Origin of the sequence: Marinobacterium sp. LSUCC0821 (genome assembly GCF_012848475.1) — a bacterium.
Classification (GTDB): Bacteria; Pseudomonadota; Gammaproteobacteria; order Pseudomonadales; family Balneatricaceae; genus Marinobacterium_E.
In genome coordinates, this window is record NZ_CP051666.1 from 1,972,870 (window position 1) to 1,993,356 (window position 20,487).

Genomic DNA, 20,487 nt, shown 5'->3' on the forward strand with positions numbered 1-20,487 from the left:
AATGCAGAACTCGGATAGCGAACTTGAGTATCGCTTCACCGAGTTCATGCGTGTGGAGCGCCAGCTCTCGCCACAAACCGTACTAAATTATCAGCGTGATCTCGAGCGTGTTCGTCACACGCTTGAAACGATCGAATTTAGCGGGTGGCTCCATTTGAAAGAGCGACCTCTTCGATTTGCGATTGCAGAGTTACATGCCGAAGGCCTCTCTGGTCGCAGTCTGCAGCGCATGCTATCGGCGCTGAGAAGCTTCTACCGTTATCTGAACCGTGCCAAGCAGTGTGATCATAATCCGGCCATCGCGATAAAAGCGCCTAAAGCCCCTCGCCGACTTCCACAAACCCTCACATCAGAGACATTGGGTGAGGTGCTGGATGTTCCTCCAGATGACCCCTTACAAATTCGTGATCGAGCGATGATGGAACTGCTCTACTCAAGTGGTTTGCGCGTATCTGAGTTAGTGGGCATTGATCTAAATGACATTGACCTGGGTGCAGGCTCAGTCATTGTTGAAGGTAAAGGCCGTAAAGAGCGACAGGTGCCGGTTGGGCGAATGGCGTTAAGCGCTGTCCAGGCTTGGCTTAGAGAGCGCCACCTTTTTGCTGAATTTGATCAGCAGGCTCTGTTTGTTAGCAAGCAGGGCAATCGACTCTCTGCCAGAAGTGTCGAGAAGCGACTTAAAGAGTGGGGTGAGCGCGCAGGTGTTGCAGGAAGTCTCTATCCTCACCGACTGCGACATAGTTTTGCTACCGAGATGCTAGCTGCTTCTGGGGACCTAAGGGCTGTTCAGGAGATGCTTGGCCATGCCGATATCAGCACCACACAGATATACACTCACCTCGATTTCAAACAGTTAAAATCGATCTACCAAAACGCCCATCCAAGAGCGAAACGTAATGACAAAAATTAAGTGTGTAACCTTCGACCTAGACGATACGCTCTGGGCGGTTCATCCTCCCATGAAGGTGGCAAATCGCAATTTATGGGATTGGTTGACGCGAGAAACTCCAGCTTTTGTAGAGCGCTATGAACTGAAGGATCTATTTGAAGGTTCTGCACTGCGACAGTCGCTTTTAGAGCGCTTCCCCGAGATAGCGCATAGCATGACTGAGATTCGACTGCGTCTTCTTGAAGAGGGCTTTAGTAATGTTGGATATGATCGTAACAAGGCACAGGAGCTAGCCGCTGCTGCCTTTGATAGTTTCATGGTCGATCGTCATGCAGTAACACCCTACGAAAACGTTGTAGAGCTTCTGCAAGCACTTAAAGACCGTGGTTATCTGATAGGCGCCTTGAGCAACGGAAATGCCGATGTGAAACGCACAGCGATAGGCCCCTGGTTTGATTTCCAGTTCAATGCTGATGGTGTCGGAACTGCGAAACCACACCCTTTAATGTTTGAAAAAGCGTTACAGCATGCTGGTGTTAAACCAAATGAGGTAGTGCATATCGGCGACCATCCGATCAACGATGTTCAGGGAGCAAAATCCTTGGGTATCCACACCATTTGGGTGAATCCGGAAGGCTTAGAGTGGGAGATGCCGATCGATCCGGATCGTCGCGCCAGCTGTTTGAGTGAAATTCCGGCGTTGGTAGAGAGCTTTAATCAATAAACTGCGTTAGCAGGTCGTTCAAGAAGAGGCGGCCCTCATTAGTTGGTGCAAGCCTCTCAACATACTCCTGCAGCAAACCTCGCTCATAGGCCTTAGCTAGTTCAGGTGTAATTTGTGCTAATGGAATGCCGGTTCGCTCAGAGAATAGGTGGCTAGGTACTCCATCATTTAAGCGCAAGGCATTGAGCATAAATTCGAATGGACGATCTTCAACGTCGATTGTCTCTTGCCCGGCTATCATGCTGATATTTTCGATGTAGCCCTTGGGTTGGCGATGTTTATTGGTTCGCTCAATGGCCAGTTCATCACCTTTAATGTATGTCATTTTTCCATGCGCACCGGCGCCTATTCCGATGTAGTCACCAAACTGCCAATAGTTTATGTTGTGTTTTGAGGCCCCGCCTTCACGGGCAAACGCAGAAATTTCATACTGCTTGAAGCCTGCTGACTCTAATAGTGCCTGCCCCTCCTCTTGAATAGCCCAAAGTGACTCCTCAATCGGGAGCTGCGGAGGTTTTGCAGCAAACTCGGTATTAGGTTCGATGGTGAGCTGATACCAGGAGATCTGATCTGGCGAGAGCTCGATAGCTTGGTTTAAATCACTGATCGCCTGTTCAGGGGTTTGTTCTGGTAAACCATGCATCAGATCGATGTTAATCCGCTCAAAAATCGCACGTGCGCTTTTGATTGCTGCGATTGCTTCATCTGCATTATGGATGCGGCCAAGGCGCTCAAGAGCTGCGTTATTAAAAGTTTGCACACCAATAGAGACGCGATTGATGCCTGCTGAGCGATACCCTGAAAAACGCGCCTGTTCGAAGGTCCCGGGATTCGCCTCTAAAGTTATTTCAGCGCCCTCCTCTAAACGGAATTCTGAGCGTATAGCATTTAGAAGTCTTTTATAGCTTTCGGGTTTGAAGAGGCTTGGTGTACCGCCGCCAATGAAAATAGAGTGGATTGGGCGATCACCTGCTCGCACTCGCTCTATTTTCAAATCCTCAATTAATCTATCAATGTAGGCCTCTTCAGGTAACTCATCACGCACTTGATGCGAGTTGAAGTCACAATAGGGGCACTTTCGAACACACCAAGGGATATGAACGTAGAGTGAGAGAGGAATGTTTGTGGTACGCATCCTAACGGAGGAAATCTGCGAGCTGAGCACTCAGCTCGGCCACCGCTTTACCCCGGTGGGAAACAGATCGTTTCTGTTCGGAGGTAAGTTCCGCGGCTGCGCAGTCAAATTCTGGAGCCCAGAAAATAGGGTCGTAGCCAAAGCCATTTTCACCTTCGGGCGCAGACAAAACACGACCTTCCCAAGTGCCTAAAGCGATGAGTGGCGTTGGGTCATTTTCGTGGCGCATGCAGACCAACACACAGCGGAAACGAGCAGTGCGCTGGGACTCGTCCAGTTCAGCAAGTTCACCTAGAAGCTTTTCAATGTTCGTAGCGTCAGTTGCCCCTTCGCCAGCAAAGCGCGCTGAGTAGATGCCAGGAGCGCCGCACAGCGCATCGACTTCAAGGCCTGAATCATCAGAGATGGCGGGTAGTCCGGTCACTGCACAGGCATGGCGCGCCTTGATGATCGCATTTTCGACGAAAGAGAGTCCGGTCTCTTCAATATCTAAAACCCCTAACTCACCCTGTGATACAACTTCAAAGTTGATCGGGTTTAGAATCTCAGAAAACTCTTTTAGTTTGCCTTTGTTACCGCTGGCAAGGACGATGCGTCTCATCACAAATTTCTCCGAGTCTTATAACTCTTCAGGCTCACTATTGCTCGGTGTAGAACTTCTGAGCGAAATCAATTTCGATAGGGGCGCGGTCAGGGTTTGGCTGGACGCTTAACTTGATCGTGATTCGCTCATCATTGGTGAAACGAAAGCCGCCAATGTAGTAGAGCGCGTTCTGCTCTTGAATCGGAGCAAACTCCAGTTCCTGTTGCTGTTGCAGCATGTTTGCTGCAGTACCGTCGACTCGAGCGCGTACAGCACGTTTTGATCCATCTGCCTGCAACTCAAAGACTGCGACATTCACTAGTGCTCGAACCTTGCTTCGCAAGAGTCCATTCGCTTGTGCAACTTCTGGCGAAATGAAGTCAGAATTGAAGGCGTTGTAGTGTATTTCATAGCCATTTTGCACAACTTTCTGCTCTGCAAAAGCAGTTGTTGCAGCAAATAGGGATACCATAAGAATAAATAGCTTACGCATAAGAGCCTCCTAACGAGTAATTCGGTAGATTGCGATCTCGCCCATCATGTTGGGCCAGAGTTTATGCCACCAACGTTGACGGAGAGTATTATCTACTACGGTGCGCTCAAGAATTCGGATGTTGCGCGAAATGCACAGTGATTCAAAATCTTTAAAGGTACAGAAGTGGATATTTGGTGTGTCATACCACTGATATGAGAGGAACTTCGATACCGGCATCTTGCCGCGAAACGCCAAGTAGAAGCGTGCACGCCAGTGCGCAAAGTTAGGGAAAGTGACAATTCCCTGGCGGCCGATACGAAGCATCTCTTCAACAATCAAATCTGGGCGATGCATCACCTGCAGCGCTTGAGTCATGACTACGGTATCGAAGCTTGAATCTTCAATACCGGCCAACCCCTCATCAATGTTCTTATCAATCACATTGACGCCACGACCAATACAGCTAGTGATGTTGTCGTGATCAATCTCAATACCAAGCCCTTTTACTGACTTAGTACGGTGTAGTTTGTCTAATAGCTCGCCATCACCACAACCAAGGTCAAGAACGCGCTCACCCTGGCCGATCCAGTCGGCGATAATCTCTAAATCAGCGCGCATGGGACTCTCCTAGGTTTAACTCTGAAGCGACTCGGTTTAGGTAAGCTGCCAACACCGCATCGTAGCGTGGGCTAGAGATTAGAAAGGCGTCGTGGCCATGATCAGAGTCGATCTCTGCATAGCTGACATCACGGTTCGCCTCAACCAACGCATCGGTGATTTCGCGAGAGCGCTCTGGTGCAAAACGCCAATCTGTAGTGAACGACACCACAAGGAAACCACAGCTTGCTTTGCTCAGCGCCTTGGCAAGGTCATTATCGAACTCTGAAGCTGGGTCAAAGTAATCCAGCGCTTTGGTCATCAACAGGTAGGTGTTGGCATCAAAAGCAGTTGAGAATCGCTCTCCTTGATACTGCAAATAGCTCTCGACCTGAAACTGGGTGTTGAAATCAAAGCTCAACTTGTCGGACTTCATCTCACGACCAAATTTCTCACCCATGCCGTCATCAGAAAGGTAGGTGATGTGACCGATCATGCGAGCAAGCGCTAGGCCAGTTTTTGGCAGTACGTCGTGCTCGTAGAAACGTCCCTCATGGAACTGCGGATCCTTGGTGATCGCTTGGCGAGCCACTTCGTTAAATGCGATGTTTTGCGCAGTGAGCTTAGATGATGAGGCGATCACTAGCGCATGACCTAGGCGATCTGGATAATCGATCGACCACTGCATCGCTTGCATGCCACCTAAACTGCCGCCTACTACCGCTGCCCAGCGTTGAATCCCTAGACGATCAGCAAGGCGTGCTTGGCTGTTCACCCAATCGCGAACCGTTACAACTGGAAAGTCAGGACCATACTGCAGCCCTGTCTCAGGATTAATTGAGGTGGGGCCGGTCGAGCCGTGACAGCCACCTAGGTTATTTAGAGCAACAACAAAGAAGCGGTTGGTATCGATAGGTTTACCAGGACCAATCGAGCTATCCCACCAGCCAGGTTTTTTCTCGTCCATTGAATGGAAACCCGCAGCATGGTGGTGGCCAGATAGAGCATGGCAGATAAGAATGGCGTTGCTTGCTTCGCTATTAAGCTCGCCGTAGGTTTCAACCATCAACTCATAGCTAGGCAGCACCTTGCCTGAGCAGAGCTCAAGCGGTTCATCAAAGCGATAGATCTCAGGTGTAACTATTCCGACGGAGTCCGCGGGTAGGGTATCAGGCATCTGCCCTCTCTCCTTTAGTGAGCTTAAGCGAGCATTGCTCGTAACCATTTGAAAACGTTATTGTAACAAGGCTTGCAGTGATAGGGGGAGAGTTTCTACGCCGGAAATCGCCACTCGCTTACGGCGGTTCATCTGCCCCGAGATGATCTCTATATCACGCGCTGCAACGGCAAAGCTCTTAGCGAGAAATTTGATCAACTCTGCATTGGCCTTGCCATCTACCGGCGGTGATGCGATACGAATCTTAACTGCATCACCGTGAAGCCCTGCAAAGCCTGGCTTTTTAGCCCCGGGTTGAAGATGGCAGGTTAGCAATAATCGGCCATCAGCTAATTGCCAGGGTATCTCATTCAACCTTTGATCGACCTTACATGACCAGGCGTGTAATCGCCGATTGTAGGATCTGGATAACGAAGAAGATCAAAATAGGTGATAGATCCAGACCACCAATCGACGGAATAACTTTGCGAGCAAGAGCAAATAGAGGGTCAGTTAACTGGATAATCAGTTGAGGACCGGGGTGGTAACTATTGGGTGCAATCCACGAAAGAATCACAGAGCCGATCACCGCCCAGAAGTAGATAGTCAGGATCGAGTCTAGGACGCCAAATAGCGCATATAGAGCGATGCCAACCAGATTAGGTAGTGCACTTTGCGACAGGAAGATAATCCCAGCAACCACAGCAAATTTAACAATGAATGCTAGGATCAACGGCGTAATATCAAGACGTGCGACGCGTGGGATTAGACGCTGAAGCGGCGCTAGCGGAGCCTGGGTAAAGCGAACAACTGTCTGTGAGATAGGGTTGTAGTAGTCAGCCCCAGCCACCTGCAACAAAAAGCGCAGAATCAAAATGAAAGCGTAAACATCACCAATGGTGCGCAGTGCAAGTGTCAGCGTATCGCCGGCCATATCAGTTCCTATCCAATCAATGGTTTGTATCAATTAACTACAAGACTACCTGTTTTCAGCGAGTGCAGCCAGATTACTCATCAGCTCCGAGAATTTCACTCATCTCTGCAGCACGGTTCATGCAGGCAAGCATCGCTGTTTCAACGACACGGCCAAGCTCATCCCGTTCAAAGCTCAGAATAGCTTGCTCTGTCGTGCCTCCCGGAGAGGTTACATTTTTTCGCAATTGTGCCGGTTCAATGCCTGTCTGCTTCGCCATTTCGGCAGCACCTAACGCGGTTTGAAGCGTTAACTCGCGGGCATTCTCTGGGCTCATACCCAAGGCAATACCTGCATCAATCATCTTCTCCATCATCAGGAAGAAATAGGCAGGGCCTGAACCGGAAACGGCAGTGACTTGGTCGATCCCCTGCTCTTGCTCACACCAAACAGAGATGCCAACCGCATCGGTTATAGCCTGTGCCTGCTCGCGTTGAAGCTCAGTGACGGTCTCTGTTGCAAACAGACCGCACGCACCTAGTTTGAGCAGTGATGGAGTGTTTGGCATGGCACGGATAACAGGGATATCACCACCAGCCCAACGCTCCAAAGAGTCGCAAGAGATACCCGCAGCAACTGAGATAAGTAGCGGCTTGCGGCTCTGAAGTGCTGGCGCTAGTGCTTTGAGTGTCTGTTGCATCATCTGCGGTTTTACAGAAATAACCACAATATCAGCCGCTGCAATCGCCTGTTCGTTATCTGCAGTAGTGTTGACCCCAAGTGCTTGGAAGGTAGCTAGTTTTTCCTTCTGGCGACGAGTAGCCCAAAGCTGAGCTGCAGGGTAGCCGGTAGCAATAAGACCTTCCAAAATTGCACCGGCCATGTTGCCAGTGCCGATAAATGCGATAGTTGGTTGCAATGTATGCACCCCTTATTGGTTGTAATTACGTGGCCCGAAGAGTGCGGTGCCAATGCGCACTATGGTAGCACCCTCTTCGACGGCTGGAATAAGATCGTCTGACATTCCCATAGAGAGCGTATCGATTTCGGGAATTTCAGCTTTAATTGTCTCAAAAAGCTCGCGAACTTCGCGAAACTGTTGGTGCTGCTTTGCCAAGTCATCTGTCGCTTCTGGGATAGCCATTAAGCCTCTGAGCTTAACACGCGGTAGCGCAGACATTTTTAGCGCTAGTGCAAGCGCATCCTCTGGAAGGCACCCCGATTTGCTCTCTTCGCGGCTGCTATTAACCTGCAGGCAGATATTGAGATCATCTGCATAGTAGGGGCGTTGTGCTGAGAGTCGCTCGGCAATTTTGAGTCGGTCGACACTGTGCACCCAGCTAAAGTTCTCTGCGATAGGTTTAGTCTTATTCGACTGAATCGGACCGATAAAGTGCCACTCCAGCGATAAATCCTCTGTTGCGACGATTTTATCGAGCGACTCCTGAAGGTAGTTCTCGCCAAAGGCTTGTTGCCCCAAAGCGGCCATCTCCCTCACCTCATCGGCACTTCGGGTCTTGCTGACGGCTAGTAACTGCACGCTTTCAACCGGGCGTTTTGCAAGATCACAGGCTTCTTTGATCTGTGAACTAACCTTTTCAAAACTCTCTGCTATAGTACTCATAGATGCTTTGTAATTTTGTAGACTCATTTACTTCGAGATTGTTATGGATATTACCGAACTTTTGGCCTTTGCAGTACAGCAGGGCGCCTCGGATCTGCATTTAACAGCTGGTATGCCACCTCTTATTCGAGTTGATGGTGAAGTGCGCCGCATTAAGCTGCCCTCTATGGAGCACAAAGAGGTACATGCGCTTGTCTATGAGATTATGAATGACAAGCAGCGTAAAGAGTACGAAGAGAATCTCGAAGCCGATTTCTCGTTTGAGGTACCTAATCTATCTCGCTTCCGTGTAAATGCGTTTAACCAACACCGTGGTGCGGGTGCCGTATTCCGTACCGTCCCGAGTAAGGTTTTGACGATGGATCAGTTAGGCATGGGGACTGTGTTTAAACAGCTCTCCGATCAGCCGCGCGGTCTAGTACTGGTGACGGGTCCGACGGGTTCAGGTAAATCAACCACACTAGCTGCGATGATCGATTACATTAATGACACTCGCTCTGACCACATTTTGACTATAGAAGATCCGATCGAATTTGTTCACGAAAGCCGCAAGAGCTTGGTCAACCAGCGTGAGGTGCATCGCGATACTCTCAGCTTTGAAAATGCGCTGCGCTCGGCTCTTCGCGAAGACCCGGACGTTATTCTCGTTGGCGAGATGCGTGACCTAGAGACGATTCGACTTGCACTAACTGCTGCAGAAACGGGTCACCTAGTCTTTGGTACTCTGCACACCACCTCAGCAGCTAAAACCATCGACCGTATCATCGACGTATTCCCAGCCGCCGAGAAAGATATGGTGCGATCTATGCTCTCTGAGTCTCTGCAGGGGGTTATCTCGCAGACACTCCTCAAGAAAGAGGGTGGCGGTCGAATTGCTGCACACGAAATTATGATTGGTACCTCTGCAATCCGTAACCTAATCCGTGAAGATAAAGTTGCGCAGATGTATTCCGCTATCCAAACCGGCGCCTCGGTTGGTATGAAAACACTGGATCAGTCCCTATTGGAGCTGGTTCAGAAAGGTCATATCACACGTGAAGTGGCCCGACTTCGTGCCAAAGACCCAACAGCATTTTAATTGAGGTGTATTGTGGACTTTACTCAACTACTTAAAGTGATGACTGAGCGGGGCGGTTCCGATCTATTCATTACAGCAGGCGCGCCGCCATCGATTAAAGTGGATGGCACCATTAAGCCGCTAACCAAAGAGTCATTAACTGCTGCTCAATCCCGTGCGCTCGTTTATAGCACCATGAACGACAAACAATTGGCAGAGTTTGAAGCGACCAATGAGTGTAACTTCGCACTCAGCGCCCATGACATTGGCCGTTTCCGTGTCAGCGCTTATGTGCAACGCAACTCTCCCGGAATGGTGCTGCGCTCGATCGCTAGCCATATTCCGTCGATGGAGGAGCTCAAGCTGCCAGAGGTGATTAAAGAGCTGGCGATGAGTAAACGCGGTTTGATTCTGTTTGTGGGTGGTACCTCAACCGGTAAATCGACCTCTTTGGCATCCATGATCGATTATCGCAATGAGAATCATGCGGGTCACATCATTACCATCGAAGATCCGATCGAGTACATTCATAACCACAAGAAGAGCATCATCACGCAGCGCGAAGTGGGATTGGATACCGACTCATTTGAAACTGCGTTAAAGAACACACTTCGCCAAGCGCCGGATGTCATTCTGATGGGTGAGATTCGCTCGTCAGATACGATGAGTTATGGCTTAGCTTTTGCCGAAACAGGCCATCTCTGTTTGGCAACGCTTCACGCTAACAACGCCAACCAAGCGTTGGATCGCATCATCTCATTCTTCCCAGCAGATCATCACGATCAGATCTGGATGGATCTATCGTTGAACCTGAAAGCGATCATTGCTCAGCAGTTGGTGCCAACTAAAGATGGGAAAGGTCGACGCGCTGCGATTGAAGTAATGATTAATACCCCGTTGATACAGGATCTGATTCGCAAAGGTGCGGTACATGAGATCAAGGATGTGATTAAGAAGTCGACGAACCTGGGTATGAAAACCTTTGATCAGTCGCTCTATGATCTCTATCGAGAAGATGTCATTACCTACGAAACCGCCCTCAGTCATGCCGACTCAGCGAATGACCTGCGTTTGATGATTAAACTCAGTGCAGATGGTAACGAAAAACCAACTCAAGCTGATGATATGCCCTCTTTTACCCTCCAGGATGAAGAGGATAAACGCGGTTAATTGCTTGAATAGCAATTGAATGAGTCCCAAAAAAATCCCAGCAAGTCGCTGGGATTTTTTGGTTATGCAGTGCTACCAGTAAGGCTTATGCCCTGCGGTAGACAGGGCGACCATCAAGAATGGTTGCAGTCACCTGACCCTTAAGGTCGCAATTTAGGAATGGGGTGTTCTTACCCTGCGAGCGCAGCGCTTGTGGTGTCACCTTCCAAACCGCTTCTGGATCAAACACACAGACATCTGCTGCGGTGCCCACTTCTAGAGTACCCGCTTCAATTCCCAATACGCGCGCTGGCGCGACAGTGAGCTTCTCAATCAACTGCGGGAGTTCCAATAGCTTCTCTTCGACAAGCATAAGGCTTAGAGGAAGCAGAGTCTCAAATCCTGAGATGCCCGGTTCCGTTGCAGCAAAGGGTGCCTGTTTTGAAATCTCATCCTGTGGTTGGTGGTCAGAACAGATCGCTTCGATAGTATCCGTTACCAAGCCCTGGCGAAGACCTGCACGATCAAGCTGAGAGCGAAGCGGAGGAATAACGTGGAACAGGGCATTGAAGCCATCGACTTGCTCATCAGTGAGCAGAAGATGGTGGATAGCGACATCCGCTGTCACTCGTAGGCCGCGTTTGCGGGCGTTATCGATCAGATGAATCGACTGCTGAGATGAGAGTTGCCCAAAGTGTGCACGTACACCGGTCTCTTCGACAAGCAGTAGGCAACGAGATACCTCAATAGTCTCTGCAGCAGATGGAATGCCGCTAAGGCCCAAGCGCGTTGCTGTGGTGCCATCGTGCATACAGCCGCCTGCAGCAAGTGAGCGATCCTGTGCTTGGAAGACAACCAGCAGGTCGTGCGTTGCCGCATATTCAAGGGCGCGCAGTAGTACCAACGAACTATCAATTGGTTTGCGAGCGTTGGTAAAGCCGATACAGCCAGAGCTTGCTAGTGCATGCAATGGTGCGAGCTGCTCACCTGCCAATCCTTGAGTCAGGGCGCCAAGCGGAAGTACGCGTGCCATCCCAGCATCCGTTGCGCGGTCCTGAACCAGTTCAGCGACTGCGGTGCTATCGACTACAGGTGAGGTCGTTGGCTGTGATACCAGCATGGTAATGCCGCCGGCCGCCGCTGCTGCAGTCTCGCTTGCGATATTCCCTTTTTGCGTTTGGCCTGGCTCACGTAGATGTGCGCTTAGGTCTATTAAGCCAGGACAGACAATCTGCCCTGTAGCATCAATAGTCTCATCAGCGGTAAAGCCCTCAGGCTCTTCGCCTATGCCTGCGATCAAACCCTTAACGATGTATAGATCGGCAATTTCATCAATATTTTGTGCGGGGTCAATGATGCGTCCACCAGCAACTTTAATCTGCATTACTGTGCCCCCTCTGCAAGTTTAGCGCGCTCGGAAAGTTGTCCACTCATCGCCATCGACATCACGGCCATGCGCACGGCTATGCCATTAGTCACCTGGTTTAGGATGACCGATTTTGGACCGTCGGCAACTGCTGACGAGATCTCTACCCCACGGTTGATAGGACCCGGGTGCATGACAATCGCTTCTGGGTGAGCGTAAGCGAGCTTCTCATCATTGAGGCCATAAAGTTTGTAAAACTCAGACTCACTCGGTAGTAGAGCCGAGGTCATACGCTCCTTTTGCAGGCGAAGCATGATCACTACATCAACATCACGTAACCCTTCAGTCATATCGTTGTAGATACGTACCCCAAGGGTTTCGACATTACGTGGTAACAAGGTGCGAGGTGCTACTAAGCGAATCTCTGGCACGCCTAGGATACGTAGAGCGTGGATCTGTGAGCGCGCCACACGGGAATGTAGGATATCGCCGACGATCGCGACTTTTAGGTTCTTAAAGCCCCCTTTATGGCGACGAATTGTCATCATATCGAGCATCGCTTGCGTTGGATGCGCATGTCGACCGTCACCAGCGTTGATGATCGCTACGTTGGGCGTTACCTGGCTCGCAATAAAGTGTGCTGCACCTGAATCTGCGTGGCGCACGACGAACATATCGGTATGCATCGCCTCAAGCGTCATCAAGGTATCCTTGAGAGTCTCGCCCTTTTTAGTTGAGCTGGTGTTGATGTTTAGGTTGAGCACATCCGCGGACAAGCGTTTTGCTGCCAACTCGAAGGTTGAGAGAGTACGGGTACTGTTCTCAAAAAAGAGGTTTGCGACCGTCTTACCGCGCAGTAGCGGTACCTTTTTAACTTGCTGCTCTGTCATGTCGACAAAGGAGTCAGCCGTATCTAAAAGCTCCAGTAGCAGTGACTCTGGTAGCCCTTCGATAGTCAAAAAGTGTTTCAACTGGCCATCAGCGGTAAGTTGAACTGATTGTGGATCTGGAAAGTTAAACATGCTCTCTCCGAATTTAGCTGCGCTGGCTGATGGTCAGTGCCAGTGGCTCTGGACCTGTCAGCTTAACCTGTTGATTTGCGTTTAGGCTCAGAACCCCGCCAACGACATCCGCTTGAATTGGGAGCTCGCGGCGCTGTAGGTCAACCAAGGTGACCAGCGAGACAGACGCAGGGCGGCCAAAGTCAAAGAGCTCATTCAATGCTGCACGCACTGTGCGACCGCTCATAAGAACATCGTCCACCAAAATAATATTTCGTCCTTCAGTCGCCATAGGAAGGCGAGTAGGTGCGACCTTAGGGTTTAAACCCACCTGAGTGAAATCGTCACGGTAAAAGGAGATATCTAGTGTACCTAGCTCTTCTGTTAGGCCGAGGAAGCTGTGGATGCGTTCCGCTAACCAAACACCGCCGCTGCGAATACCGATGATGTAGGGCGACTCGATATCGCGCGCTTCAATCATCTGCTGAGTGCCCTCACAAATCTTTGTGAGTAGCTGTTCAGCATCAAGCTGTTTATTGCCCATAATAGTCCTCTAGCCTTGCGTGGCTGGGTATACGTTGATCCTGTGCAAACCACCCTTCCAGCATCAATTGTGCTGCCACCCCATCCACCGACTCTTTACCAAAATCGGCCTTACCGCCTGCGTTTAAATGCTGGGATTTGGCCTCGAATGAGGTGAGGCGTTCATCATATAGGAAACAGGGTGTGCGGTATCGTTCGTTCAAACGGTTTGCGAATTTTCTTGCGCGACGTGCCATCTCACTAATTGAACCGTCCATGTTTAGTGGAAGGCCAATAACCATTAGATTGGGCTGCCACTCTGAGACGATGCGATCAATTTGGGTCCAATCTGGAGTGCCATCGTTGGCGCAGATAGGGTCGAGAGGTTGTGCGGTTGCGGTGAGTGATTGACCAAAAGCGATACCAATTCGGCGTAAGCCAAAATCAAATCCCAGTGCGCTTTCAGTTTGATTGGTCATTTCACCCTAATTTAAGCGTGTCCCGCTTGTGCGGATATCAGGTTAAAGTCGATTCCAAGGTCAGCTGCTGCAGCACTAAGGCGCGCTTCTGGCTCGGTTCGGAAGATTATATCTAAATTTGCCGGCGAGCTTAACCATACATTGTTGCCCAACTCCTCTTCGAGTTGGCCAGGCCCCCATCCAGCGTAACCAAGGGCAAACAGAAACTCCTGTGGCCCCGTGCCTGCAGCGATCGCTTCAACAATATCGAGCGATGTAGATAGCGATAGGTCATCCGGTAGCTCAAGGGAAGATTTCCAACGCTGTTCAGAGCGAGGATGCAGAACAAAACCGCGATCCTCCATGACGGGACCGCCTTGATAGATTATTTCTGAGCGGATATGAGAGCGCTGCGGGAGGTCGAGCTGCTCAAACACTTCATCCATAAAGGTCTCGGAAGGCTTGTTGACGACAATACCCATCGCGCCCTCTTCGTTATGCTCGCAGAGGTAGATAAGGCTAGAGCTGAAATAGTCGCTCTCTAGTTGCGGCATAGAGAGCAGAAACTGATGCTTTAGATAGGTTGTCGAGCTCATTGCATCCTCCCGAAAGTGGTTCCAGTTTAGGGCTAGAACAGGCTGCCGTCAGTAGATTTTTGTCTCTTTTTCGAATTTCCAGGTACGGATCACTTCGATTCTATCTAACCGTTTACGCATCTCAGCTGTAAACGGCTCAAAGGGTGCTGCAGTGCGTACGATGCGAATTGCCGCGTCGTCTAGAACAAGCTGCCCAGAACTTTCCAGCAGCTCGAGTCGCTCCACGCTGCCATCAGAACGAATACTGACAAGAAGACGAAGGCTGCCTTCAATGCCTTTGGCGCGCGCTTCACGTGGGTAGTTTAGATTGCCGATCGCCTCGATTCGTTGGCGCCAGCGATCGAGATAGACTGCATCTTGGTGCGCCAGAGTTGAGAGGGAGGTGTAGCGAGCGACACGTCCTTTGGCTGCTATTTTCTGTTGTTCATTTCGAATTCGAGCCTCTAAAGAGGCAATCTCACTGTTTCGTTCACTCAATGAGGTTGCATCACCAGCAGCGCTACTAGAGGCGAGGGATCTGTCAGCTACATTCTCTTGGGATGCGAGTGTCGAATCGGTTTTAGTGGTAATGACAGCTAAGCTTCCAGCAGCGGATTCACTGGTTTTGTTAGCTTTACCTTGGTTGGGCTCGACCACAAGCTCCGTTGAGCCACCCATCCCCTGTTTAGAAGCGAGCTTATTGACCTGATTGTCATTAAAGCGGGCGCGCTCTGTGATAAAGGCCTCTTGCTCGTTGTTATCACTTCCGGCGCCCAATTGATTACTTTGCGCAGCAAAATTGGCTTGTTCGGGAGCGTTGGCACTTGCACCAGGAGCTAGTGTGATCTCAATTGTGTGGCTGTTTTGCGTTGATCTTGGAAAATCAAAACCCAACAGGATAATAAGAATCAGGTGAAAAGCGACGGCAACCACCAATAGGAAACGCAAACGCTCATCAGCGTCTGCGCACCAGGCGGGTAGTTTGGGTGTTGCCGATTGACTCATTAGCGTGCGAGTTGCGCTTCAATGCAGTCCATTAACTGCATAGCGATATCTAGGCCAAATTGGTTGTCCAGTTCGCGAATACAGGTTGGGCTAGTGACGTTAATTTCGGTTAGGTAGTCGCCAATCACATCCAGACCCACAAATAGAAGGCCCGCTTCACGCAGCTTTGGTCCAACTTGCGCGGCTATCCAACGGTCTCGATCGCTCAGTGGACGTCCTTCACCACGACCGCCAGCTGCAAGGTTGCCACGCGTCTCTCCCTGGCTTGGAATACGAGCCAAAGCATAATCGATCGGTTCGCCATTGATCATCAGAATGCGTTTATCACCATCGACGATCTCAGGAATGTAGCGCTGCGCCATGATTGTCTCTTTGCCATGATTGGTCAGGGTTTCGATAATCACGCCAAGGTTTAGACCATCGTCAGTCACGCGGTAGATGGAGCTACCACCCATCCCGTCTAGAGGCTTAAAGATTACATCTTTGTGTTCAGCATGAAACTCTTTGAGCTTCTGTGCAGAACGGCTCACCAGCACTGGCGGGCAGCACTCTGGGAAGTGAGTAGCAAATAGCTTCTCGTTAAAGTCACGTAGGCTCTGAGTACGGTTAACGATGAGCGTACCCTCTTTCTCCGCCATTGCGAGCAGGTGTGTTGTGTAGATGAACTCGTTATCAAAAGGCGGATCTTTACGCATCAAAATAACATCTAGATCACTCAAAAGTCTGTCTTGATATTCGCCGCGCTCGAACCAATTCTCTGGATCCATCGCAACAGTAATAGGCGCCATACGTGCTTTTGCTTGACCATCGCGAGAATAGAGGTCGCTCTGCTCCATGTAAAAGAGCGACCAACCTTTGCGCTGGGCAGCCCATAACATCGCAAGAGAACTATCCTTCTTGAAGCTGATCGCATCAATTGGATCCATCACTATGCCGAGTCGAATTGTCATCTACATCTCTCCAATAATCGGTAAACGTGCGACTAGTTAAAGTCGCCCCATAAATAGTTTAGTACTGATGCTGCCGCGACGGGTGCTGTTTCTGTGCGAAGAATACGTGGTCCAAGCAGCCAAGGCTTAAAGCCCTTGCTGATGGCGAACTCTACTTCGTTATCTTCAAGCCCGCCTTCTGGGCCAATCAATAGCGCAACACTTTTGGGCGCCATCTCGGCTGTGAGTTGTGCCAACTCAAGGTGAGGGTGGAGCACAAGTTTTAGCTCAGCATCACACTGTTCAATCCAATCACTGAGCGACTGTGGAGACTCTATGGTCATCAACTCAGCGCGGTAACTCTGCTCGCAGGCGCTGATTGAAACCTGCTGCCAGTGAGCAGTGCGTTTATCTTGTCGCTCTGCACTGAGTTTAACCTCAGAGCGCTCGGTAAAGAGTGGGGTTACTTTTGCAACGCCTAACTCAGTTGCCTTTTGGATCGCGAAATCCATACGCTCGCCACGCGAAAGCCCCTGGCCAATCTCGATACGCAGGGTTGATTCGCGGGTGTTGGTTTCAGCGGACTCAATTTTGACACTGGAGCGACGCTTCTCAACGGAGCTGAGCGTTGCCATGTAATCGAAGCCATCGCCATTAAATAGCACTAGCTGCTGACCCTCGCGCATACGCAGCACTTTAACCAGATGGTTGTGGGTGCCCTCGGGTAGCTCAAGATCGGAGCCAACGGCGAGAGTTGATTCAATGTAGGCGCGTGGAATTCGCATAGGGTCACTTCTAAAAACTGTTGAAGGGATTATGCCATATGGCTAGCAACATGCGATAAAAAAGCCCGATCGATGACCGGGCTTTGCATAGATTAGGTTGGCCTTTTAGATGCCAGCTGCAGATCGCAAAGCATCTGCACGATCTGTCTTCTCCCATGGGAAAGCAGTAAAGGTATCGTTACCGACTGTCATCTCAAATGGGTTGCGACCGAAGTGACCGTATGCCGCTGTCTGGCGGTACATTGGGTGCAGAAGGTCTAGCATATTGGTGATCGCGTATGGGCGAAGATCGAAGTTGTCGCGAACAAGCTGGATGATCTTCTCATCTGAGATCTTGCCAGTACCGAAGGTGTTGATCGATACCGAAGTAGGCTCTGCCACACCGATAGCGTAAGAGACTTGGATCTCACAACGATCAGCAAGGCCTGCTGCAACGATGTTCTTAGCCACATAACGACCTGCATAAGCAGCTGAACGGTCCACTTTTGATGGATCCTTGCCAGAGAATGCACCGCCACCGTGACGCGCCATGCCGCCGTAGGTATCTACGATGATCTTACGACCAGTTAGACCACAGTCACCGACAGGGCCACCGATAACAAATTTACCGGTTGGGTTGATGTGGTATTTAGTACCAGCGTGTAGAAGATCTGCTGGAAGTACCTGTTTAATGATCAACTCTTGAACCGCTTCCTGAAGATCTTTCTGAGAGATCTCAGGGTTGTGCTGAGTAGAGAGTACAACTGCATCAATCGCTACTGGCTTACCGTTTTCGTAACGGCAAGTGACCTGAGACTTAGCATCTGGACGCAACCAGCCAAGCAGACCAGATTTACGCGCTTCAGCTTGGCGCTCAACAAGACGGTGCGCGAAAGTGATTGGTGCTGGCATTAGAACGTCAGTTTCGTTTGATGCGTAACCGAACATCAGGCCCTGGTCACCTGCGCCCTGATCTTCCGGACGTGAACGATCCACACCCTGCGCGATATCAACTGACTGCTTACCGATGATGTTGATCACACCACAGGTGTTGCCATCATAACCCACGTCAGATGAGGTGTAACCGATATCGTTGATTACGTTACGTACTAGATCTTCAAGATCGATCCAAGAAGAAGTCGTGATCTCACCAGAGACAATAGCAACACCCGTCTTAACCATCGTTTCACACGCAACACGTGCGTATTTATCTTCAGCAAGAATGGCATCCAGTACCGCATCTGAGATCTGGTCTGCGATCTTGTCTGGGTGGCCTTCAGATACTGATTCCGACGTAAAAATTGAGTATTCGCTCATCGATCTTTCCTGTGATTAGTTACGCTCAACGTATTTAAGGGGCACATTCTAGCTGTTTATGAGCTGAGAACTAAGCAGAAATGGCATTTAAAGATGAAACATTCTAACTAAATGATGAAATTACTTAATTTCAGACGTAATGATTTGAACCTATCCCTTAACTAAGCGAAAATTACCGCCTTAGATTTTTACCCTTCCTGCAGGAGAAGTTTGATGTCATCTCGTCGTGAGTTAGCCAATGCCATTCGTGCCCTAAGCATGGATGCAGTCCAGAAAGCAAAATCGGGTCACCCAGGTGCGCCTATGGGCATGGCGGATATTGCCGAAGTGCTTTGGAATGAGTTCATGAAGCACAACCCAAGCAACCCGCACTGGTTTGATCGTGACCGCTTCGTGCTTTCAAATGGCCACGGCTCGATGCTTATCTACTCGCTGCTGCACCTGACTGGCTACGATGTGACTGCAGAGGATCTTGCGAACTTCCGTCAGCTTCACTCTAAAACTGCGGGCCACCCTGAATACAGCTACTGCCCAGGTGTTGAAACAACTACGGGCCCACTAGGTCAGGGTATTACCAATGCGGTAGGTATGGCCGTTGCTGAAAAAGCACTGGCTGCACAGTTCAACCGTCCTGGTCACGAAATCATCGACCACAACACCTATGTGTTCATGGGCGACGGCTGTTTGATGGAGGGTATCTCTCACGAAGCTTGTTCACTTGCCGGCACACTTGGCCTAGGCAAGCTGATCGCATTTTGGGATGACAACGGTATCTCTATCGACGGTGAAGTTGAAGGCTGGTTTACAGATGATACGCCAGCACGTTTTGAATCATACGGCTGGCAGGTAATTCGTGGTGTTGATGGCCACGATGCGGAGCAGATTATCGCTGCGGTTGAAGCGGCTCAGGCTAACGAAGAGAAGCCAACACTGATCTGTTGTAAAACAATTATAGGTTTCGGTTCGCCAAACAAGCAGGGCAAAGAAGATTGTCACGGCGCGCCACTCGGTGATGACGAGATCGCTCTAGCACGTAAAGAGCTGAACTGGCCATATGCGCCATTCGAAATTCCTGCAGAGATCGCAGAGGGCTGGGATGCGCGTGAAGCAGGCAGCGTTCTTGAGAACGAGTGGAACGAGCGTCTTGCAGAGTACACAGAAGCATTCCCAGAGTTGGCTGCAGAACTTATGCGCCGTCTTGCTGGCGAGCTTCCAGCTGACTTCTCTGAAAAAGCAGATGCTTGGATCGCAGACGTAGCGGCTAAAGGTGAAACGATTGCATCGCGTAAAGCGTCGCAAAATGCACTGAACTCTCTAGGTCCTATCCTTCCTGAGTTCATGGGTGGTTCTGCTGACCTTGCAGGCTCAAACTTAACGCTTTGGTCTGGCTCAAAAGCGATCACTGCTGAAGATGCGAGCGGTAACTACCTACACTACGGTGTGCGTGAGTTCGGTATGAGCGCAATCATGAACGGTATCGCACTGCACGGCGGTTTCATCCCTTACGGTGCTACCTTCCTAATCTTCATGGAGTACGCTCGTAACGCGGTTCGCATGGCGGCACTGATGAAGCAGCGCGCTATCTTCGTATACACCCACGACTCAATCGGTCTGGGTGAAGATGGCCCAACGCACCAGCCAGTCGAGCAGATCGCATCGCTTCGTATGACTCCAAACATGGAAGCTTGGCGCCCATGTGATGCCGTTGAGTCTGCTGTTGCATGGCGTAACGCGGTAGAGCGCGCAGATGGTCCAAGTGCGTTGATCTTCTCACGTCAAAACCTACCTCATCAGCCACGCAGTGAAGCGCAGATTGCTGATATCTCTAAAGGTGGGTACATCCTTCGCGATAGCAAAGGCACGCCTGAGCTAATCCTAATCGCTACCGGTTCTGAGATTGAAGTGACATTGGCTGCCGCTGATGCACTTGAAGCACAGGGCAAAGCGGTGCGTGTTGTATCTATGCCTTCAACAAACCGCTTCGACTCACAAAGCGCTGAGTATAAAGAGTCTGTTCTACCAGCAGCAGTTACAGCGCGTGTTGCTGTAGAAGCGGGTATTGCCGACTTCTGGTACAAGTATGTTGGCTTTGGTGGCGCAATTGTTGGTATGGAGAGCTTCGGTGAATCTGCTCCAGCAGGCGAGCTATTCAAGTACTTTGGCTTCACAGCTGAGAATATCCAGGCGAAAGCGCTGGCACTTCTTTAAGCGGAATCACGCCGGCTGTAAATGCCGGCGTTTTTAATTC

Annotated in this window: 23 protein-coding genes; 5 read left to right on the top strand and 18 right to left on the bottom strand. The window is 50.2% G+C overall.

Features of this window, described 5'->3' with window-relative positions; translation table 11 throughout:
• Position 1 precedes the first annotated feature (1 nt).
• Positions 2-910, top strand: a complete 909-nt coding sequence (gene xerC / locus HH196_RS09570; RefSeq protein WP_169451895.1) for a tyrosine recombinase XerC — start codon at positions 2-4, stop codon at positions 908-910.
• Entirely contained in the window at positions 897-1,613 is a 717-nt protein-coding gene (locus HH196_RS09575) for an HAD family hydrolase (protein WP_169451896.1), read from the top strand. Before xerC ends, HH196_RS09575 begins: the two co-directional genes overlap by 14 nt.
• Here the strand turns inward: HH196_RS09575 and hemW are convergent.
• The 9 genes from hemW to HH196_RS09620 all read right to left on the bottom strand — a co-directional run bounded on the left by hemW (position 1,603) and on the right by HH196_RS09620 (position 8,096).
• Complete coding sequence (hemW, locus tag HH196_RS09580) at positions 1,603-2,748, bottom strand: radical SAM family heme chaperone HemW (protein ID WP_169451897.1); 1,146 nt, start codon at positions 2,746-2,748, stop codon at positions 1,603-1,605. The two genes, HH196_RS09575 and hemW, sit on opposite strands and share 11 nt — an antisense overlap.
• Before the next feature lies 1 nt (position 2,749).
• A complete protein-coding gene (gene rdgB / locus HH196_RS09585; protein WP_169451898.1) occupies positions 2,750-3,349 on the bottom strand; it encodes an RdgB/HAM1 family non-canonical purine NTP pyrophosphatase in 600 nt (199 codons plus the stop codon).
• Between the two features lie 37 nt (positions 3,350-3,386).
• Positions 3,387-3,824 carry a DUF4426 domain-containing protein gene (locus HH196_RS09590; protein ID WP_169451899.1) on the bottom strand — a complete coding sequence of 146 codons (438 nt, stop codon included), beginning with the start codon at positions 3,822-3,824 and terminating at the stop codon, positions 3,387-3,389.
• Between the two features lie 9 nt (positions 3,825-3,833).
• Positions 3,834-4,424 (bottom strand): methionine biosynthesis protein MetW, encoded by a 591-nt coding sequence (metW, locus tag HH196_RS09595; RefSeq protein ID WP_169451900.1) that lies wholly within the window; start codon positions 4,422-4,424, stop codon positions 3,834-3,836.
• Positions 4,414-5,580, bottom strand: a complete 1,167-nt coding sequence (locus HH196_RS09600) for a homoserine O-acetyltransferase (RefSeq protein WP_169451901.1) — start codon at positions 5,578-5,580, stop codon at positions 4,414-4,416. The genes metW and HH196_RS09600 overlap by 11 nt, the downstream gene beginning before the upstream one ends.
• Before the next feature lie 57 nt (positions 5,581-5,637).
• Positions 5,638-5,934, bottom strand: coding sequence for a DUF167 family protein (locus HH196_RS09605; RefSeq protein ID WP_248276849.1), 297 nt, complete (start codon positions 5,932-5,934; stop codon positions 5,638-5,640).
• 13 nt (positions 5,935-5,947) lie between these two features.
• Positions 5,948-6,493, bottom strand: a complete 546-nt coding sequence (locus HH196_RS09610; protein WP_169451902.1) for a YggT family protein — start codon at positions 6,491-6,493, stop codon at positions 5,948-5,950.
• Positions 6,494-6,566: 73 nt separating this feature from the next.
• A complete protein-coding gene (proC, locus tag HH196_RS09615; protein ID WP_169451903.1) occupies positions 6,567-7,391 on the bottom strand; it encodes a pyrroline-5-carboxylate reductase in 825 nt (274 codons plus the stop codon).
• 12 nt (positions 7,392-7,403) lie between these two features.
• On the bottom strand, positions 7,404-8,096 hold the full coding sequence (locus tag HH196_RS09620; protein ID WP_169451904.1) for a YggS family pyridoxal phosphate-dependent enzyme: 693 nt from the start codon (positions 8,094-8,096) through the stop codon (positions 7,404-7,406).
• A gap of 43 nt (positions 8,097-8,139) precedes the next feature.
• Between HH196_RS09620 and HH196_RS09625 the strand changes: the two genes are divergently transcribed.
• Both HH196_RS09625 and HH196_RS09630 read left to right on the top strand, forming a co-directional pair.
• A complete protein-coding gene (locus tag HH196_RS09625; RefSeq protein ID WP_169451905.1) occupies positions 8,140-9,174 on the top strand; it encodes a type IV pilus twitching motility protein PilT in 1,035 nt (344 codons plus the stop codon).
• Between the two features lie 12 nt (positions 9,175-9,186).
• A complete protein-coding gene (locus tag HH196_RS09630; protein WP_169451906.1) occupies positions 9,187-10,323 on the top strand; it encodes a PilT/PilU family type 4a pilus ATPase in 1,137 nt (378 codons plus the stop codon).
• Positions 10,324-10,408: 85 nt separating this feature from the next.
• On the opposite strand, the gene HH196_RS09635 is transcribed toward HH196_RS09630, so the two are convergent.
• The 9 genes from HH196_RS09635 to metK form a co-directional block, all read right to left on the bottom strand.
• Positions 10,409-11,686, bottom strand: a complete 1,278-nt coding sequence (locus tag HH196_RS09635; RefSeq protein WP_169451907.1) for a dihydroorotase — start codon at positions 11,684-11,686, stop codon at positions 10,409-10,411.
• Positions 11,686-12,690: an aspartate carbamoyltransferase catalytic subunit gene (locus HH196_RS09640; protein ID WP_169451908.1), complete on the bottom strand. Its 1,005-nt coding sequence runs from the start codon at positions 12,688-12,690 to the stop codon at positions 11,686-11,688. The genes HH196_RS09635 and HH196_RS09640 overlap by 1 nt, the downstream gene beginning before the upstream one ends.
• A gap of 13 nt (positions 12,691-12,703) precedes the next feature.
• Positions 12,704-13,213: a bifunctional pyr operon transcriptional regulator/uracil phosphoribosyltransferase PyrR gene (gene pyrR / locus HH196_RS09645; protein ID WP_169451909.1), complete on the bottom strand. Its 510-nt coding sequence runs from the start codon at positions 13,211-13,213 to the stop codon at positions 12,704-12,706.
• Entirely contained in the window at positions 13,203-13,670 is a 468-nt protein-coding gene (ruvX, locus tag HH196_RS09650) for a Holliday junction resolvase RuvX (RefSeq protein ID WP_169451910.1), read from the bottom strand. The genes pyrR and ruvX overlap by 11 nt, the downstream gene beginning before the upstream one ends.
• An 11-nt stretch (positions 13,671-13,681) precedes the next feature.
• Entirely contained in the window at positions 13,682-14,245 is a 564-nt protein-coding gene (locus HH196_RS09655) for a YqgE/AlgH family protein (protein WP_169451911.1), read from the bottom strand.
• A 48-nt stretch (positions 14,246-14,293) separates the two neighbouring features.
• Positions 14,294-15,229 carry an energy transducer TonB gene (locus HH196_RS09660; protein ID WP_169451912.1) on the bottom strand — a complete coding sequence of 312 codons (936 nt, stop codon included), beginning with the start codon at positions 15,227-15,229 and terminating at the stop codon, positions 14,294-14,296.
• Positions 15,229-16,179, bottom strand: a complete 951-nt coding sequence (gene gshB / locus HH196_RS09665; protein WP_169451913.1) for a glutathione synthase — start codon at positions 16,177-16,179, stop codon at positions 15,229-15,231. Before gshB ends, HH196_RS09660 begins: the two co-directional genes overlap by 1 nt.
• Before the next feature lie 32 nt (positions 16,180-16,211).
• On the bottom strand, positions 16,212-16,943 hold the full coding sequence (locus tag HH196_RS09670; protein WP_169451914.1) for a 16S rRNA (uracil(1498)-N(3))-methyltransferase: 732 nt from the start codon (positions 16,941-16,943) through the stop codon (positions 16,212-16,214).
• Positions 16,944-17,048: 105 nt separating this feature from the next.
• On the bottom strand, positions 17,049-18,239 hold the full coding sequence (metK, locus tag HH196_RS09675) for a methionine adenosyltransferase (RefSeq protein WP_169451915.1): 1,191 nt from the start codon (positions 18,237-18,239) through the stop codon (positions 17,049-17,051).
• A 213-nt stretch (positions 18,240-18,452) separates the two neighbouring features.
• Here metK and tkt point away from each other — a divergent pair, with 213 nt between their 5' ends.
• Complete coding sequence (gene tkt, locus HH196_RS09680) at positions 18,453-20,447, top strand: transketolase (protein WP_169451916.1); 1,995 nt, start codon at positions 18,453-18,455, stop codon at positions 20,445-20,447.
• Positions 20,448-20,487 lie beyond the last annotated feature (40 nt).